The sequence below is a fragment of the Pedobacter sp. KH_004 genome (assembly GCF_057840755.1).
The window spans coordinates 4,067,426-4,085,744 of record NZ_CM174519.1 but is presented as its reverse complement, the minus strand read 5'-3'; the positions used below and the strand labels follow the sequence as shown (position 1 = coordinate 4,085,744).

Genomic DNA, 18,319 nt, shown 5'->3' with positions numbered 1-18,319 from the left:
TATGAAAAAGATTATATATATCCTGTTTGTTATTGCAGGGATAACTACTTTAAACAGTTGTAGAAAGACGCTGGAAGCACCAACTAAATCGTCTTTGGATGAATCAGTTATTTTTTCAACGCCGGGTTTAGCAGAAGGAGCAGTTGCTGGAATTATCCAGTCTTTTGGCGAAACCAATTCTTATCGCGGTCGTTTTTTAGTATTCTATGGCATTAACAACGATACTGAAGTAAATAATGCCTTAAAAGCAACGGCTGATGATAAATCGCGGCTTTCAAATTACAACACCAACGTAAATAACGGGCAGATGAATACAGATAACAATGCCTGGGCGAAGTTTTATGAAGGCATTGAGCGAGCAAACTTAGCAATTAGCGGTATCCGAACTTATGGTAACATTTCAAGCAGCCCTCAAATGGCGCAGATTCTTGGCGAAATATTAACGCTTCGTGCCGTTTTATATAATGATTTAATTAAAGGTTGGGGCGATGTTCCTGCTCGTTTCGAACCGATTACGACAGCTACAACTTATCTGGCCAGAAATGATAGAGATGTAATTTATAAACAGCTTTTAAAAGATCTGGATGAAGCAGCAGGTTATCTGCCATGGCCAAATGAAAATGCAACAACTGCTAAAGTAGAGCGTGTAAGCAAAGCTTTTGCTAAAGGATTGAGAGCCCGTTTGGCCTTGGCTGCAGGTGGTTATGCACAACGCTTGGATGGTACGGTTCGCTTGAGTGCCGATGCCGATTTATCGAAAGATAAAATGTATGCCATTGCCAAAAAAGAATGTGTGGATATTATTAATAGTGGCAAACTTCGCTTGTTGGGTTTCGAAGAAGTTTTCAGAAAACTTAATGAAGAGGCTGGTGCAGCAGGATTAGAGTCTGTTTGGGAAATTCCTTTTAGTGAAGGCAGAGGCCGTGTGATTTTTGATTTGGGAGTGAAGCATCTAAAAACAGATAAATACACCGGTCAGAATAAAGGTGGCACTAATGGACCTAATCCAATTATGCTTTACGAGTATGAAACAGGTGATGTTAGAAGAGACGTTACCGTGGTGCCTTACGAATGGGATGGCGGCACCGGCGACACAGGCGGATATCAGGTTCCGTCAAGCTTAGGCCGTTTATACTTCGGTAAGTACCGTTACGAGTGGATGAAAAGACGCGTTACCTCAACCAACGATGATGGCTTGAATTGGATGTATATGCGTTATGCAGACGTAGTTTTAATGGCCGCTGAAGCCATTAATGAGTTGGATGGACCAGCTGCCGCTGCTCCATATTTAAAAATGATCCGCGATCGTGCTTTCCCGGGCAACGCAGCAAAAGTAACTACATTTATGGCATCTGCAACGGCATCTAAGCAAACATTTTTTGATGCTATTGTAAATGAGAGAGCATTGGAATTTACAGGCGAAATGTTGAGGAAAGGTGATTTAATTCGCTGGAATTTGCTCAACACAAAAATCGCTGAAGCAAAAACGAAGTTGCAACAATTAGAAAACAGACAAGGTAAATATGCAGCACTTCCTTCAAAAATATATTACAAAACAGCTGCCAATGGCGAAAATGTCGAAATTTATGGTTTAAATTTTGGCGATACCGATGCCCAGGGTGTGGCTTTAGGTTATACTGCTAATAAAGCCTGGACGATGGTGGCTACTGGCGATGCTTCTACTTATTGGGATGCGCTAGCTGTTAAAGATCCAAACGCACAACAAGTTTGGCCGATATGGCAGGTTTTCTTAGACTCATCCAACGGATTGTTGAACAACAAAAACTTGAACTTATAATGAACAGGGTTATGAATAGAAATAAACTATATACCATCATTTGCTGTGTATTGACCTCAATTGGTTTATTGGGTTGTAAAGATAATGTAACGGAAGAAATTACAAAGCTGCAAGTAGACAGGGCATTTTCGCCAACAGGCTTAACCGCTACCATTATTGATAAAACTGGCGTTAGATTAACCTGGAAGGCAGTTAATAATGCAAAAACTTATACAATCGAAGTTTTTGAAACTGCCGATTTCTCAGGAACGCCAACAAAAACAGTTGATAACATTACATTTCTGCAAGTTCCGTATACGCTAACAGGTTTGACTGGTGATACGCAATATTCCATCCGTGTAAAGGCGGTTGGCGAAGGGGTAACAGATTCAAAATATGTTACCGCTACAGCCAAAACCGATGCAGAACAAATTTTTCAGGCTGTAAATACGGCTAAATTGACGGCAACATCTGCCACGCTTAACTGGCCAGCCGGACAAGCAGCTACAACAATTACCTTTACCCCAGGCAATATGACCCGTACCATTACTGCCGCCGAAGTTGCTGTTGGCGAAGCGGTGATTACAGGTTTAACAGGCGAAACGGTATACACGGCAAAACTGCTTAACGGCGCAAAAGTACGTGGCACAATTACGTTTACTACCCCACTTGATTTAGGTGGCGCTATTGCCGTAACACCTGCAGATAACTTGGCTATCTTAATTACTAACGCAAATGCTGGTGATGTTTTTGCCCTTTTTCCAGGTACATACAATATCAATGCAGATTTAGTGATTGGCAAATCTATTTCTTTAAAAGGCGCTAGACCATCTTCTAAACCAGTTATAGTAGGGGCAGCCTTTAAACTTAGAGCTAACGCGGGGCTGGCAATAAAAGATTTGTTGCTGGATGGTACAGGTTCTATAGCCGGTCAAACAATTGTTTATGATGAAGCCTCAGATAATGCCTATGGAAATCTTTCAATCCAAGATAGTGAAATTAAGAATTATGCAAAAGGCATTTTATACATTAATGTAAAAGCTCTTGTAGAAAACATTACTTTTAGAGGGAATTTGATTCATGATGTAGCCTGTGCGGGAGCTGGTTTTGTAGATTTCAGAACTGGTTTAGCCAAAAACTTTTTGTTTGAAAACAATACGGTATTTAACATCACTGAAGATGGCTCAAGAGATCTGTTTAGAATGGACGGAACGACTAATTTCCCTGGTACCACCAGCATCATCACCATCAGGACAAATACCTTTTATAAAGCGTTAAGTAAAGCCTCTGGTCGCTATTTATACATTCGTTTGCCGCTGAACCAAATAACGTTTGCAAAAAATATCATTTCAGATAGCGACAACTACTATACAAATCAGGCGTCAACAACACTAACTTCGGTAACGGAAAATAACTATTTTAATGCCCCTAACTTTACAGCAAGTACCGCTGCAAATGCTAGAAATGATACGGGAACCTTTACAACCCTAAATCCTGGATTTACCAATGCAGCTGCAGGCAACTTTACCATTAGTCAATCAGATTTGAGAGCCAACGCGGTCGGAGATCCGAGGTGGAGAAATTAATATCCCTATTTATATTCAAGGGCAGATTTTATCTGCCTTTTTTATGGATTTTAAATTCTAGCGTTTAAATTTATAGCATGAGTCAGCTTACATCGTTTAAATATTTCATTTTTCTTTTTCTGGTACTAACTTTCATTCAGGCAAATGCTCAGGACCTTAGATACCCGGCAGAAATTACGGTTGCTCAGGATGGTACTGGAAACTACAAAACCATTCAGGAAGCGGTAAATTCCATTCGTGATTTAGGGGAAAAACAAGTAGTCATCAAAATTAAAAATGGTACCTATCAGGAAAAAATCGTTATTCCTTCTTGGAAGATAAACCTGAAACTGATAGGAGAAAGTAAAGAACATACCATCATCACCAACAACGATTATTCTGGAAAACCGGTTCCTGGAGGCAAAGATGCATTTGGTTTGGAGAAGATGTCTACTTATACTTCTTACACAATTTTAGTTCAGGGGACTGATGTTTCGTTGGAAAAATTGACCATCATAAACGCTGCCGGTCGTGTTGGGCAGGCAGTAGCATTGCATGTTGAAAGCGACCGTTTCACCGCAAAGAACTGTAATATTTCAGGCAATCAGGATACTTTATATGCAGCAACAGAAAGTAGTCGCCAGTTTTACCAGGATTGCTTTATTGAAGGAACAACCGATTTTATTTTCGGGAAATCGACTGTAGTTTTTCAGAATTGTATTATCAAAAATTTAAGCGATTCTTACATTACAGCCGCCTCAACCTCACAAAATCAACCTTTCGGTTTTGTGTTTTTGAATTGCAAAATCATTGCTGATCCTTACGTTTCCACAGCCTATTTAGGACGCCCATGGCGGCCATACGCCAAAACAGTTTTCATCCAATGCGAATTAGGGAAGCATATTTCACCTCTCGGATGGAGTCCTTGGAAAGGTGACAAAATGTTTCCTGATAAAGAACAAACCGCACTTTACGCCGAATATCAAAGTGCAGGTTTGGGCGCTTCACCATCAACCCGACTCCCATGGACCAAACAATTATCAGATAAAGAAGCTAAAACATGCAACCTTAAAAATATTCTCAGTGGATCTGATCACTGGAACCCTTTAACGGATTTATAATGAATAAACCAAAATTTTACGCCGGCTTTGGCATGGCCCTCCTTGTGCTATTGTTTGCTTTCAAATCTCAACAGAAACAAACAGTCCTATATATTATTGGCGATTCTACTGCGGCAAATAAGGCAGCAGATAAGTTCCCTGAAACGGGTTGGGGGATGGAATTGCAGCGTTTTTTTAAGGACGAAGTGAAAGTAGATAACAGGGCTTTAAATGGCAGAAGTACTAAATCTTTCCGTGCTGAAAAGCGATGGCAACCGGTTTTGGATAATTTGAAAGTGGACGATTATGTATTTATTGAATTCGGGCACAATGATGAGAAAATCGATAAGCCAACGGTTGGTGTTTCCTTAGCAGATTTTAAAATCAACCTTGTTAATTATGTTAATGAAACCAGGAGTAAAAAGGCCATTCCCGTATTGCTTACACCAATTTCGAGGAGAAGCTTTAAGGACGGTGTTCTGGTAGATTCGCATGGCGATTATCCTAAAATTACAAGATTGGTTGCAGATTCATTAAAAGTGCCGCTGATTGATATGCTGGCCAAAACAGAAATATTATTGAATAAATTAGGTAATCAGGCATCTATAAAATTGTTTCTTCATGTTGATTCCGGACATGTAAATTATCCCAAAGGGAAAAAGGATGATACACATCTAAGTCCAGATGGCGCGAAACAAATAGCCGGCCTGGCAGTGCAGGGAATCAGAGAAAACAAACTGAGCTTGGTGAAGAAATTGAAATAAAGGGTTGCTACAGCTATTGGCTTTTGAGATTGCTTTGCTAATTTCTCTAACCTAGTCGTCATGCTAAATTTATTTCAGGGTATTATTAGCATGAAAGATGCTTAATAAATTCCACCTCAGGATTCTTCACATCAAGCTGATTATCTCTCAAACGGCAAAAAAGCCTCAGATTCACAAAACAATATGTGAATCTGCGGCCAACTTTTTAACTATTTACTAAAAAATATACTTCGTACTTAAGAAATTAGAATCATTCCCATTCACAATTTCATTTAATAGTTTCTTGTTGTCATCGGTAAATTTGGTGGCCACCAATGAGCGGATAGAAAAGGAACGCAAAGCATCAACGACAGAAAGTGTTCCTTCGGCACTATCTTTACGGCCTGTGAAAGGGAAGACGTCTGGTCCGCGTTGGCATTGGCAATTAATGTTTACCCGGCTTACCTGATTAACCAAAGGATCTATTAGTGATGAAATGACATTGGCATTGCTGCTAAAAATACTTACTTGTTGTCCGTGGGGCGAGCCGATTAAATATTCGATGGGTTCTTCCAAATCATCAAAAGGAACAACCGGTACAATCGGTCCAAACTGCTCTTCGCGATACAGTTTCATGTTGCTGTTTACCGGATATACAATGGCAGGATATACAAACGTTTCGAAAATTTGACCACCATTCTTGTTTACCACTTTAGCGCCATGCGCAATGGCATCATCAATGCAATCTTTTAAATATTCAGGTTTATTTAATTCAGGTAGCGGCGTTAGATTTACGCCCTTTACCCAAGGCATACCGAATTTTAGCTTTTCTACTTCAGCAGAAAGGCGTTTTAAAAATTCTTGTGCCAAACTTCGGTGAACGTAAACAATTTTCAATGCTGTACAGCGCTGGCCATTAAACGAAAGTGAGCCCAAAACAGTTTCAGAAACCGCCAGATCCAGATCAGCATCTTTAGTGATGATGGCTGCGTTTTTGGCATCTAAGCCTAAAATAGCTCTTAAACGGTTTACTTTTGGATGCAATTTCTTAAGCTCATTTGCCACCTTGCTTGAACCGATCAAAGTTAATACATTGATTTTTCCTGATTTCATTAAACCTGGTACAATGGTATTTCCGCGACCATAAATGGTATTTACAACTCCTTTTGGAAAGCTTGAACGGAAAGCATCTAGCAAGGGATAATGCAATAACGTTCCGTGTTTAGGTGGTTTAAATAAAAGTGTATTGCCCATAATCAGGGCCGGAATTAACGTAGTAAAAGTTTCATTTAAGGGATAGTTAAACGGACCCATACACAGCACAACGCCCAGCGGCGAACGACGTACCTGAGCAACAATTCCCTGCTCGATTTCGAAACGAGAAGATTGCCTGTCAATATCTTTCAGGGCATCGATGGTTGCGTAAATATATTCAACTGTACGATCGAATTCCTTGATTGAGTCGGCGTAAGATTTACCAATTTCCCACATAATCAGCTTAGCCACAATCTCCTTTTGCTCCAGCATTTTGTGCGTAAAGTTTTCTACGCAGGTAATCCGATCGGCTACGCTCATGGTTGGCCATTGCCCGCGACCATTATCGTAAGCCGCTACGGCTGCATCTAAAGCCTCGGTGGATTCTTTTTCGGTACATACGGGAAAACTTCCGATGCGCTTCCTTTTGTATCCTTCGGGAGTTTTGATGCAAACTGGAGAAAAAACCTCGTTAAAAGGTCCGTTCCACGGTTTCATTTCTCCATTAGATAGAAACTCTTTTTGATTGATTTCTTCTTTGAGCCTAAATTCATCTGGAATTTGGTTCTCTTCAACGAAAATACTTTCGAGGTTTAGCGTGGTGCTCAATGTTGGCTTGGTTGTTAGGGTTTATAATGGTGTTAATCTATAGTTTAAGTATAGATTAGTTTTATTTTTAAGGCTGAAGGTTTAGCGTAGTTAATTCGCAAACCTTCAGCCTGATAATTATGCTAATTCGATAACTTTATACTTCGGTACCAATGTTTTCATCACTGTCCAGCCAATTAAGTAACAAACCGCACAGATAGAGAAGATAATGAAATAACCGGCTTCTTCGCCTTTGAAACCCATAAAAACGATTTCATTTTTACCCGTATAATCAAACAGTAAACCCGATCCTTTATTGATAATGAAAGAGCCGATACCGCCTGCCATACCACCGATGCCAGTAATAGTTGCAATGGCTTTTTTAGGAAACATATCGCCCACGGTAGAAAAAATATTTGCTGACCAAGCCTGGTGTGCTGCTCCGGCAATACCGATGATGATTACTGGAATCCAATAAGTAATATGACCCAAAGGTTGTGCTGCCAAAGCTAAAAGCGGAAAAAATGCGAAAATTAGCATCGCTCTCATTCTGCCTTCGTAAGGGTTCATGCCTTTTTTATCAACGAAGTAAGTTGGTAACCAGCCGCCGATAATGGATAGCAGCGTAATCATGTAAAGCACAAATAAAGGTAAAGCACTCTGGGTAGAGTCCATTCCGTAAACCGATTTAAGATAGGCTGGTGTCCAGAATAAAAAGAACCACCATACACCGTCCGTCATAAATTTACCAAAGGCAAAAGCCCAGGTTTGTTTGTATTTGAAGCAATCGATAAACGATACTTTTTCTTTGGTTTCTTCTACATAATCGGACAATTTTCTATCTGCGATTAAATCTTGTTGGATGTATGCCAACTCTTCAGCGCTTACTCTTTTATGCAATTCTGGTTTGTTGTAAACGAAAACCCAAAGTCCCATCCATACAAAACCTAAAGCACCGATGATGATGAAAGACATTTCCCAGCCATAAGCCTTCGCAATAAAAGGAATGGTAATCGGAGCAGCCAAAGCACCCACAGTAGCTCCAGCATTAAAGATACTGGTTGCAAAAGCACGGTCTTTTTTAGGGAAATATTCTGCTGTGGCTTTAATCGCCGCAGGGAAATTCCCGGCTTCACCTACTGCCAAAACAAATCTTGCAAAGATGAACAAAGTAACACTTACCGAAACAACCATTCCGGTATCGTTAACTCTACCAATAATTTCTTTTGCTCCTTCGAATCCTACAAACCAATTGCCTTCGATGATTCCGGCAGTAGCGATACCGCAGTAAGCATGTAAACACGCACCAACAGACCATACACCAATTGCCCAGAGAAAGCCTTTTTTGGTATCTAACTTATCAACCAAACGACCAGCAAAAAGCATTGAAATGGCATAAAATATAGAGAACAATGCGGTAATATTTCCATAATCATTATTATCCCAATGAAACTCTGGTTTAATAAAATCTGTCCATGTTAACGAAAGTACCTGTCTATCTAAGTAATTTATGGTGGTGGCAAGAAACAGGAGTAAACATATCGTCCATCGGTATTTGCCTATTTTTGGTTGATTCATTTGGTTAGTGGTATTTAAATTTTACTTGCTTTGCTTAATTAAGTCGAGTGCGAGTTTGGTGTTATCTGCCAGTTCTTCATAAAGGCCTTTTGCCATTACGTCTTTACTAATTAATTTGCTGCCCATGCCTACTGCACAAACGCCAGCCTTGAACCAGGTTTTTAAATTCTCAGCATCGATTTCAACGCCACCTGTAGGCATAAATAATTGCCCTGCGAATAAATCTTTTATTGATGATACGAACTCCGGTCCTAAAATGTTGGCAGGGAAAATCTTAATTAACATTGCTTTATGCTGTTGTGCAACACTAATTTCCGTCGGCGTCATACATCCAGGAATCCAAAGCATCCCGATTTTGTTCGCTATTTCAGCTACCTCAGGGTTTACGATTGGCGCCACGATAAAGTCTGTTCCGGCATCGATAAAAGCATTTGCATCAGCAGTTGTTTTGATGGTGCCAATACCCAAATAAAGATCAGGCATTTCAGCATCACGTACTTCTTTTAACTTTTTAAAATTAGGTAAAGCGGATTTACCCCGATTGGTATATTCAAAAACGCGGACACCTGCATTATACAAAGTGCGTAAAATTTCTACACTTCCAGTTTCGCTATCCTGATAGAAAAGCGGAAGCATCCCTTGTTCTAAAATGGCATCTAAAATTTTGTGTTTGTTACTAATCATGGCGTATCATTATTTTTTCAATGTCTGCTACGGTACTCGTCGTGGCATCGCTTGGAATGTATAATTTATCGTAGGCTGCAGCGGTTGCAAAATTTAAAGTTTCTTCCACAGGTAACTGGTTATAAAAACCATAAATTAATCCTGCCATAAAACAATCGCCACTGCCTACTTTATCTAAAATTTCATCTGAAACATATTCTTCAGATACGGTTAGTTTGTCTTCGGTATAAATTGCGGTGTAATATTGTATTCCTTTTCCATTATCGAAACGGAAGGTGTTGGCTACAGCTCTGCAAGCTGGAAACAAACTTAATATTTCTTTAGAGGTATCCGTTGCTTGTTGCAGTAACGTTTCCTTTGCATAACCTTCTGTTGGCTTTAAATCTTCGTGAAGAGCAGTACCTAACATCTTGTTAGCCGCCCAAACGTTGCCCATGATTAAAGTGCAATATTTTGCCAGTTCAGGTAGAACATCTATCGGATCTTTACCATATTTCCAGAGTTTAGCTCTGTAATTTAAATCCAGCGAAATAATAATATTTCTTTCACTTGCTTCTTTTAAAGCTTCAAGGCAAACATCAGCTATCGATTGGTTGATAGCAGGACATATAGCGCTGAAATGGAACCAGGTAATCCCCTGAAAAACTTTATCCCAGTCAATCTGACCAACTTTCAATTCTGCATAAGAAGAATTTGCCCTATCGTAAATTACTCCGGCATTTTTTAAATCTTTCCCTTTTGGGAGATAGTATAACCCCAATCTATCGCCGCCAAAAACCATTGGCGAGGTATCAATATTTCTAACTTTTAAATACTGTTCAATCTCTCGGGTAACAGAATTATCTGGCATAGCCGATAAATAAGCAGATGGAACATTCCACAACGCCAATGCAGTGGCCGCATTTAGTTCAGCGCCACCAACGTAAAAAGGCAACTTACTTTCCTTTAACCATTGCCCATCCATATCAGGGCAAATACGCAAAAGGATTTCTCCGAAACTTAAAACTTTTTCTCCTTTTTTTACCAAGGATGATATCTGGTCACTCATTCTATGTTTTATCGGTTTTGCTTTAGTTCGTGTGGCCACGAACCAGATTATTCCGGTTCATGAAAACGCCACCGAAATTTTTAATTAAAAGGTAAAGTAATTTTTTGCGTTAAAATAAGAAATATCCTGCACTATCTTGCCTACCCACTCAATATCATTTGGCAATTCTCCATTCTCCACATCTTCGCCAAACAGATTGCAAACAATTCGGCGGAAATATTCGTGGCGTGGGAAAGACAAGAAACTACGTGAATCTGTCAACATCCCCACCAAACGGCTTAGAAGCCCCATGTTTGATAGTGCATTTAATTGTTTAATCATGCCGTCTTTCTGATCTAAAAACCACCAGGCGGAACCGAACTGAACTTTGCCCGCAACAGAACCATCATTAAAGTTTCCAATCATTGTGGCGATAAGTTCATTATCTGCAGGGTTTAAGTTGTAAATGATGGTTTTCGCCAGTTTATCTTGGTTATCTAAACGGTTTAAAAATTTTGAAAGCATTCTCGCCTGGCTAAAATCACCAATTGAATCCCATCCTGTATCTGGGCCTAACTGACGTAACATTCGGGCATTGTTATTACGTAAAGCGCCTAGATGATACTGCTGCACCCATCCTTTTTCGTGATCCCATTCTGCAAAATAGATCAGCATAGCTGATTTAAATTTTAAGTTTTCCTCGTAAGAAATCTCCTGATTGCTACGGATTTTATCAAAAATTGAGCTGATTTCTTCATCCGTATAATCTTCGGCATAAATCTGCTCTAAGCCGTGATCGGAAACCGAGCAACCGTTTTCGGCAAAATAATCGTGGCGACTTTTTAAGGCGTCGATATATTCTTGAAAACTGGAGATTGATTTACTCACAACACCTTCCAATTTGTTAATATAATCGTTTAAGTCGGCAACATCATCACTGTTCATCGCCTTATCCGGACGGAAAGCCGGCAACATTTTTAAGGCTACACCCTCGGCTGCCAGTTGCTGATGAAAGTTTAAGCTATCCAGCGGATCATCAGTCGTACAAACCGCTTCTACATTCATTTTTGCCAACAAGCCACGAACAGAATATTCTGGAGTTTGCAACTTTGCAGAACATTCATCGTAAATTTTACGAGCGGTTTTGCCAGATAAAATATCGGCGATTCCAAAATATCTTTGCAGCTCTAAATGAGTCCAATGGTATAAAGGATTACGCAAAGTGTAAGGTACCGTTTCAGCCCATTTCTCAAATTTTTCAAAGTCAGATGCGTCGCCGGTGATGTATTTTTCATCAACTCCATTAGCTCGCATCGCTCTCCATTTGTAGTGATCGCCTGCCAACCAAACCTGTGTAATATTTTCAAACTGCTTATCGTTTGCAATTTGCTCCGGAATTAAGTGATTGTGATAATCGATAATGGGTAATGATTTTGCGAAATCATGGTAAAGCTTTTCAGCTGTTTCATTTTGCAAAAGGAAATTTTCGTCTAAAAAAGGTTTCATTCTTTTGAGATTTGAGACATTAGATACGAGATTTGAGATTTTCAAAACGCCTATCTTTTATATCGTATTTTTTAATGTGGTCTGTGAGGACACAGACCACGGATTTTGTTTTTATATCCCTCGTTATCTAAATTAACGAAGCAATCTTATGAATCAGATTACTTTGTGCCTCGCAACGACGGTTTGTGAAAGTTGGACTTAGGACTAAATACTCCCGACTCAAACCCCCTACTAAAGACTAACGCCTCTTTTCCAAGGAATAAAGTCATCTTGATTTAAGAGTACAGCTTTCGGAATCACTTCGCCACTGGCGGCTTTAATGCAATATTCTAAAATGTCTTCACCCATTTGCTCAATGGTTTTCTCTCCTTCAATCACTGGGCCGCAGTTGATATCGATAATATCGCCCATGCGTTTAGTTAAAGCATTATTGGTAGAAACTTTTATGGTTGGGCAAACCGGATTACCTGTTGGTGTGCCTAAGCCCGTGGTAAATAAAATCAATGTTGCACCTGACGCCGCTTTTCCTGTTGTAGCTTCCACGTCATTTCCTGGTGTACAAACCAAATTTAAACCAGGTTTTGTAGCAGGCTCGGTATAATCCAATACATCTTCCACTGGCGATGTTCCGCCTTTTTTAGCGGCACCAGTACTTTTAATGGCATCGGTAATCAAACCATCTTTAATATTACCTGGAGAGGGGTTCATAAAAAATCCAGAGCCAACGTTTTCTGCTGCTTGATTGTAAGCCGTCATTAATTGGATAAACTTACGTGCTGCAGTTTCGTCTTTTGTCCGATCGATCAATTGTTGTTCGGCGCCACAAAGTTCTGGGAACTCGGCTAGAAGAACGGTTCCGCCTAGGCCTACCAATAAATCAGAAGTATAGCCAACTGCCGGGTTAGCGCTAATGCCACTAAAACCATCGCTACCACCACATTTCACACCCAAAACCAGTTTGCTTAATGGCGCCGGCTGACGCTCAATTTTATTAATTTCAGTTAAACCGATAAAGGTTTTTCTGATTGCTTCTTTAACTAATTGTTCTTCGCTTTGCGATTGCTGCTGTTCGAAAATGAATAATGGCTTATCAAAATTTGGTGATCGCAATTTCAAATCATCAACAAAATCTTTTACCTGCAAATTCTGGCAGCCTAAGCTTAAAACAGTAACGCCTGCAACATTTGGGTGATCAGCATAAGCGGCTAGGAGTTTGCTCAATACAGCGGCATCCTGACGTGTACCGCCACAACCACCCTGATGGTTCAAAAACTTTATCCCATCAACATTTTTAAAAATGCGGTTAGCCGCAGGATTCGCTTGTCCGATTGCGCTCGAATCTGCTCCTTCTAGGATTTCTCCGTTTTTATAAGCTTCTACTAGGTGATGAGCATAAGTTTTATACTTATCTGTTACGGTATAACCTAATTCATTATGTAAGGCTTCGCGAATTACATCAAGATTGCGGTTTTCGCAAAAAACAGTAGGAATAAATAACCAGTAGTTGGCTGTTCCTACGCGACCATCATTGCGGATATAACCATTGAAAGTTCTACCTTCAAATTTGGATACATCTGGCGCATGCCACTCATAGTGGTAGGGTCTAAACTCATAAGGATCTGAAGCATGTTTAGTATTTTCAGTATCCATTAAGCCGCCTTTAAGGATAAAATGTTGTGCTTTCCCAACCAAAACCCCATACATAATGATGTGATCTCCGGCATTCATATCCTGCATAAAAAATTTATGCTTAGCTTTAATATCGTCCTGTAAAGTATATTCTTGCCCATCGTGTATAATGGTTTCGCCTTTTACAAGATCTTGCAAGGCAACAAGTACGTTATCGTTAGGATGGATTTTTAAAATTCTAGTAACCATTTCAATTTGTTCTTTCTTAGTGCAAGTTACTCAAAGTTTCTTTTGCACCTTTATTTTGTAATAAATCTACATAAGATTTTACCGCAGCATTAAAACCGGGATAGTTGTTTAAGTTTTTATCCCAAAGCCTTCTATCGCCCAACGTACTGTCTACTACAGTTTCTGGGTTTTTCCAGTAATTGTGTAATACTTCTGCAAATTCGTCTTGAATAGGGAATGATTTTCCGTTTATTGTCGACGTATAAGTATCGCCATCTTTTGCAGCATTCATATAAATGATGTAAGCAGCAACGCCGAGTGCAGTTAATTGAGGCACTTCATTTTTCAACGCATAATATCTTCTGATTAGAGGCATATTACGCATCTGCAATTTTTGCGTGTAATTTAAGGTAATGGCATGCCATTGGTGTGCTAAAGATGGATTGCTGAAACGATCGATAACGCTTTCGGCAAAGGCTAATGCTTCTTCTTTGGTGATGTCGCCGCTTTCTACCACAGGAACAATTTCCTCTTTCATCAATTTTAAAACATGATTAGCGAATGCTTTATCTGCCATGGCTTCTTTAACGGTATGGAAACCTGCTAAAATGGCTAATCCGCAACTAATGGTATGTGTACCGTTAAGCAAGCGAAGCTTAAGTTCTTTAAATTTATCGATGGAAGGAACGATGAAAACGCCTTTGTCAGCCGAAGCAAATGATAATACCTCTTTCACTTTTTCGCTCGCCGATTCGATGGCCCAAAGTCTGAATGGTTCCGCCATAATCATTAAGCCATCAGTGTAACCCAACTCCGCTTCCAATGCTTTTTGCGATGCTTCAGGCAGTCTTCCGGGAACAATTCTATCTACTAATGTTTTGCAAAAATGATTGGCAGTTCTTAACCAGTTTTCAAAATCCCAACCCAACTTGTTTTGAACGGCTAAGTCTAACACAATTTCTTTCAGCTTATCTGCGTTATCGCTGATCAATTCAGTTGGCACGATTACCATTCCACTTTCTGCCGATCCGTTGAAGGCTTTATATCTTTCATGCAAAAAGCCCAATAACTTCCCCGGAAAAGATTGTGGTGGAGTATCAGTAATATTATCTTCGCTTTTCACAATTCCAACTTCTGTGGTATTCGAAATTACCACTTTCAATTCTGGCTGATGTGCTGTTTTTAAAATCTCTGCCCATTCTGATGTTGCAGATAAAACACGACTGATCGATGAATTTATCATGTTTTCTTCAACCTCAACGCCATCCTCAATTCCTTTAACACTTAGCGTATACAAATTATCCTGATCAGCAAAATCGTCAACTCCAGCTTTTGAAGTAGTTTTAACCACAACAATTCTTCCGTTGAAAATGCCCTGATGATTGGCTTTATCGATAAAATAATCAGGTAAACCGCGTAGCAGAACGCCCGTGCCAAATTGAATTACCTTCTCTGGTAACTCTAACATTTCAGCAGTTGGCTTGATCACCTTTTCTCCGCTGATGTTTTTTAGATTTTCTTTGTTTAAAAGCATATTTTATTGTTTAATCACCAAGCGCCAAGGCACGAAGTGTGATTTTAATTATTATTTTCCCTTAGTCGCTAACCACTTCGGGTATTCCTTTTCAATTAATTTCTGGCCCCAGTTACCGTACCAGGCGTAGCCATTTCTTCGCTCTGGAATCAACTCTTCTAACTTTAACTTGATTGAGTTATCGCGATCGCCGAAAATGGGAACATTTTTATCCAGATCATAAAACCGGGCCCAAGCCATGCTGCTATCATCCTGAACCAATGCTGCAGTTTTGCCTTTTTCTCTGTCGAAACGATAACCCGATATTTTGTAGGTATCAAACCACTTTACTGCAGCTGCAATGGATTTTTTAACTTCTGCTGATGGACTTTTAACACCCATCAAAAAGCGTATAATACCAACTGATTCGCTTGTAGCTAGTGATGCCGGTTCGAAGTTTCTGGCTTTTGCAGGCAGCATGGTATCCTTATCATATTGAGCCGCCCAAATGCTTAACTCTCCATTTTGTTTAAACTGAGTTTTTAAAATACAATCGATGCCTTTTACAATCGCCTTTTCGGCTCTGCCATCATACCTTTGATCCACTAAATCAAAATCATTTTTTTTCTCTGTTATATCCCGCAGAATGTTCAAAACATTGATCATCGCATCATCGTTAAAAGTAATTTGCGATCGATATAAAGATTGGTCGGGATAATATTGTGGCCAGCCTCCATTTGGGTATTGTGCTGCCAAAATATAATCGAGGCCTTTCTCTGCGGCCATTAAGTAGGCTTTATTCTCCGTTTTTTTGTAAGCGCCGATTAAATAAACGACTTCTCTACTTGTTGCTTTGTTATCAAAAGTAGCATGTTTATCAGTAGTCGCTTTTACTTTTGCCAACAGCTCTGGTGTTAAAGTAGCGCCATAATTAACCACACTTTTATCTTCCAGTTGCTTCGGCCAACCTCCATTACCAAGTTGGTAAACCAGCATTTTTTCTGCAGTAGAATCTGTGGGCATTTGCGCATAACAAGAAGCCAATAGAATGCTGCAAGAAATGGTGAATAATGTTTTGATTTTTATCATGTTTGTTTGGTTATGCAACCACACATTCACACAGATAAACCCAAATTGAAACCAGGGTATACTAGTCCTATTTTATCTGCGTTCATCCTGTTTATCTGTGGTTTATTTACTTCTTACCAGGCACTTGCTTGATCAGCCAGTTTACTAAATCGTTAGTAGCTTTATAGTTCTCTAAATCCTCCGGCAATTTTCTTCCATCGATGTATTCATTGTAAAACCAAGGATCGCCAACTGCGAAAACAGTTCCTTTACCATATTTTGCTGTCGCGATGAGTACATCTCCATTGTCCGTTAAAGCGGAAACTGCAGGACTCTTAGCCGCAATCGTCGAAATCTCTTTGATGTACACTTTCTTCGCTGTTTTAAAAATCGAATTTCCTGCAGGAATTTTAACTGCGCCCTGCTCAAAATTCTGTCCCTGAACTTTATTGCGACTATCCTCATTAAACTTAATTCCGAACAGCTCTGGCAACGCGTTGAATTTGGTAATTTCACAGTTACCCACATCATTTAACAACAATACTAAAACGCCGCCCGCTTTTACCCATTCTGCAACTTGTTTGGCATGCTCAGTATTCATAAAGTTTGGATTAGCAGTTTCCTTTTGCGTATCCGGATCAACTATAATATAGATGTTGCTACTTTTTAAATTTGTTGTGGTCGGGGCAGTTTTCAATGTTGCAGTTTTTACACCTGCATCATTAAATACTTTACCAAATAAAGAGAAGCCATTGTTATCATCCTCTTCCCATAAATAGTGGAACGGAATTTTGTCGCCCGTTGGGCCTATCATATATTCGTTGTTGAAGAAATTATCTACCGTAACCGTTAAACCCTTTCCAGGTTTCGGCAAGGCAGCAACTTCCATCTCTGCAGCAGCACAAATGAAAGCACCCATCCCTTTCGGGTCATTTGTAATTACCTTTTCACTGATGTAATATTCAAAACTTCCGTCGCGGTAACGTGGTTTTCCGCCTAAACCAGAAACAGAAACAGTTTTAGTCAGATTAATGCGTTCCTCGCCAGCTTTCTCAACAAATTCTTTCTTTAAACCTGTGTAACCTTTGTTTGCGGCAGTCATAAACGATTGTGGCAACCATCCGTTTCGCACTCCTTTGGCTAAACCATACACAAACATACTTGAGGCTGAACTTTCCAGGTAATTACCTTTTCGCGTTGGCATATCTAAAATGTCCCACCAAACGCCCGATTTTCCATCCTGATATTTTACGGTTGCCGTTGCTGTGCGGTTTAAAATGGCTAATAACTCTTTGTATTTTGGGTGATCTTTCGGGAAATTATCTAACACATCAACCAGTGCCATAATATACCAACCCATTGCCCTGCCCCAAAAGTTTGGCGACAGACCTGTTTTTTTATCTGCCCACTTTTCTTCTCTGCTTTCATCGTAACCATGGTAAAGCAAACCTGTTTTTGCATCCCGGGCATTTTTCTCCATCCAGATAAACTGATTTGCGATATCGTCGAAATCAGCATCTTTTTTCATCAGCTTTGCGTATTCTGCGTAAAAAGGTTGAGCCATGTAAAGTCCATCCAGCCACATTTGGTTAGGATAAATCTTTTTATGCCAGAAACCGCCTTCTTTCGTTCTCGGCTGTTTTTTAACTTGGTCGTATAACTTATTAACCGCTAGCAAATACTTTTGCTGCCCAGTAACTTTGTACAACAGTAATAAAGCACGGCCATTTTTAATGTTATCGATATTAGAATCCTCTGCTTTGTAGGTAGTGATGTTTCCTTCTTTATCCAAATAGGCATCCATCGAACTTTGGATGTATTTGAAATACTTTCCATCGCCGGTATTGCGCCAAACGGCAGCAGCACCTTCCAAAACAACACCCATATCATACGACCATTTTGGCCCTTTTTTGCCTTTTAAAATGGTAGTATCCTGCCATAATTGTTCCATTGCGGTTAAGGTTAGCTGCTCAGAAAGTTTCTTTTGAGCAAATACACTTTGAGATAGAATTGAAAACCCTAAAAATGCAATGGCGATATATAAAAGTGATTTCTTCAT

At 39.7% G+C, this 18,319-nt stretch carries 13 protein-coding genes; 4 read left to right on the top strand and 9 right to left on the bottom strand.

Going from position 1 to position 18,319, the window contains the following annotated elements; genetic code table 11:
* Position 1: 1 nt before the first annotated feature.
* The 4 genes from AC3ITD_RS17585 (at position 2) to AC3ITD_RS17570 (ending at position 5,206) form a co-directional block, all read left to right on the top strand.
* Positions 2-1,798: a RagB/SusD family nutrient uptake outer membrane protein gene (locus AC3ITD_RS17585; RefSeq protein WP_489361674.1), complete on the top strand. Its 1,797-nt coding sequence runs from the start codon at positions 2-4 to the stop codon at positions 1,796-1,798.
* Positions 1,799-1,809: 11 nt separating this feature from the next.
* A complete protein-coding gene (locus tag AC3ITD_RS17580) occupies positions 1,810-3,363 on the top strand; it encodes a DUF4957 domain-containing protein (protein ID WP_489361672.1) in 1,554 nt (517 codons plus the stop codon).
* Positions 3,364-3,440: 77 nt separating this feature from the next.
* Entirely contained in the window at positions 3,441-4,463 is a 1,023-nt protein-coding gene (locus tag AC3ITD_RS17575) for a pectinesterase family protein (RefSeq protein ID WP_489361670.1), read from the top strand.
* Positions 4,463-5,206 carry a rhamnogalacturonan acetylesterase gene (locus tag AC3ITD_RS17570; RefSeq protein WP_489361668.1) on the top strand — a complete coding sequence of 248 codons (744 nt, stop codon included), beginning with the start codon at positions 4,463-4,465 and terminating at the stop codon, positions 5,204-5,206. The genes AC3ITD_RS17575 and AC3ITD_RS17570 overlap by 1 nt, the downstream gene beginning before the upstream one ends.
* Before the next feature lie 216 nt (positions 5,207-5,422).
* Here the strand turns inward: AC3ITD_RS17570 and AC3ITD_RS17565 are convergent, their stop codons facing one another.
* From AC3ITD_RS17565 to AC3ITD_RS17525, 9 genes are all read right to left on the bottom strand, one after another.
* Positions 5,423-7,048 carry an NADP-dependent glyceraldehyde-3-phosphate dehydrogenase gene (locus AC3ITD_RS17565; RefSeq protein WP_489361666.1) on the bottom strand — a complete coding sequence of 542 codons (1,626 nt, stop codon included), beginning with the start codon at positions 7,046-7,048 and terminating at the stop codon, positions 5,423-5,425.
* A gap of 117 nt (positions 7,049-7,165) precedes the next feature.
* Positions 7,166-8,605, bottom strand: a complete 1,440-nt coding sequence (locus tag AC3ITD_RS17560; RefSeq protein WP_489361664.1) for an MFS transporter — start codon at positions 8,603-8,605, stop codon at positions 7,166-7,168.
* A 21-nt stretch (positions 8,606-8,626) separates the two neighbouring features.
* A complete protein-coding gene (locus AC3ITD_RS17555; protein WP_489361662.1) occupies positions 8,627-9,289 on the bottom strand; it encodes a beta/alpha barrel domain-containing protein in 663 nt (220 codons plus the stop codon).
* Complete coding sequence (locus tag AC3ITD_RS17550; protein WP_489361660.1) at positions 9,282-10,337, bottom strand: PfkB family carbohydrate kinase; 1,056 nt, start codon at positions 10,335-10,337, stop codon at positions 9,282-9,284. The genes AC3ITD_RS17555 and AC3ITD_RS17550 overlap by 8 nt, the downstream gene beginning before the upstream one ends.
* 84 nt (positions 10,338-10,421) lie before the next feature.
* Entirely contained in the window at positions 10,422-11,822 is a 1,401-nt protein-coding gene (gene uxaC / locus AC3ITD_RS17545; protein WP_489361658.1) for a glucuronate isomerase, read from the bottom strand.
* A 231-nt stretch (positions 11,823-12,053) separates the two neighbouring features.
* Positions 12,054-13,700: a UxaA family hydrolase gene (locus tag AC3ITD_RS17540; protein ID WP_265799645.1), complete on the bottom strand. Its 1,647-nt coding sequence runs from the start codon at positions 13,698-13,700 to the stop codon at positions 12,054-12,056.
* Between the two features lie 16 nt (positions 13,701-13,716).
* On the bottom strand, positions 13,717-15,213 hold the full coding sequence (locus tag AC3ITD_RS17535) for a tagaturonate reductase (protein WP_489361655.1): 1,497 nt from the start codon (positions 15,211-15,213) through the stop codon (positions 13,717-13,719).
* A gap of 51 nt (positions 15,214-15,264) precedes the next feature.
* Positions 15,265-16,281, bottom strand: a complete 1,017-nt coding sequence (gene pelA / locus AC3ITD_RS17530) for a pectate lyase (protein ID WP_265799647.1) — start codon at positions 16,279-16,281, stop codon at positions 15,265-15,267.
* Positions 16,282-16,387: 106 nt separating this feature from the next.
* A complete protein-coding gene (locus AC3ITD_RS17525; protein WP_489361653.1) occupies positions 16,388-18,319 on the bottom strand; it encodes a glycoside hydrolase family 88 protein in 1,932 nt (643 codons plus the stop codon).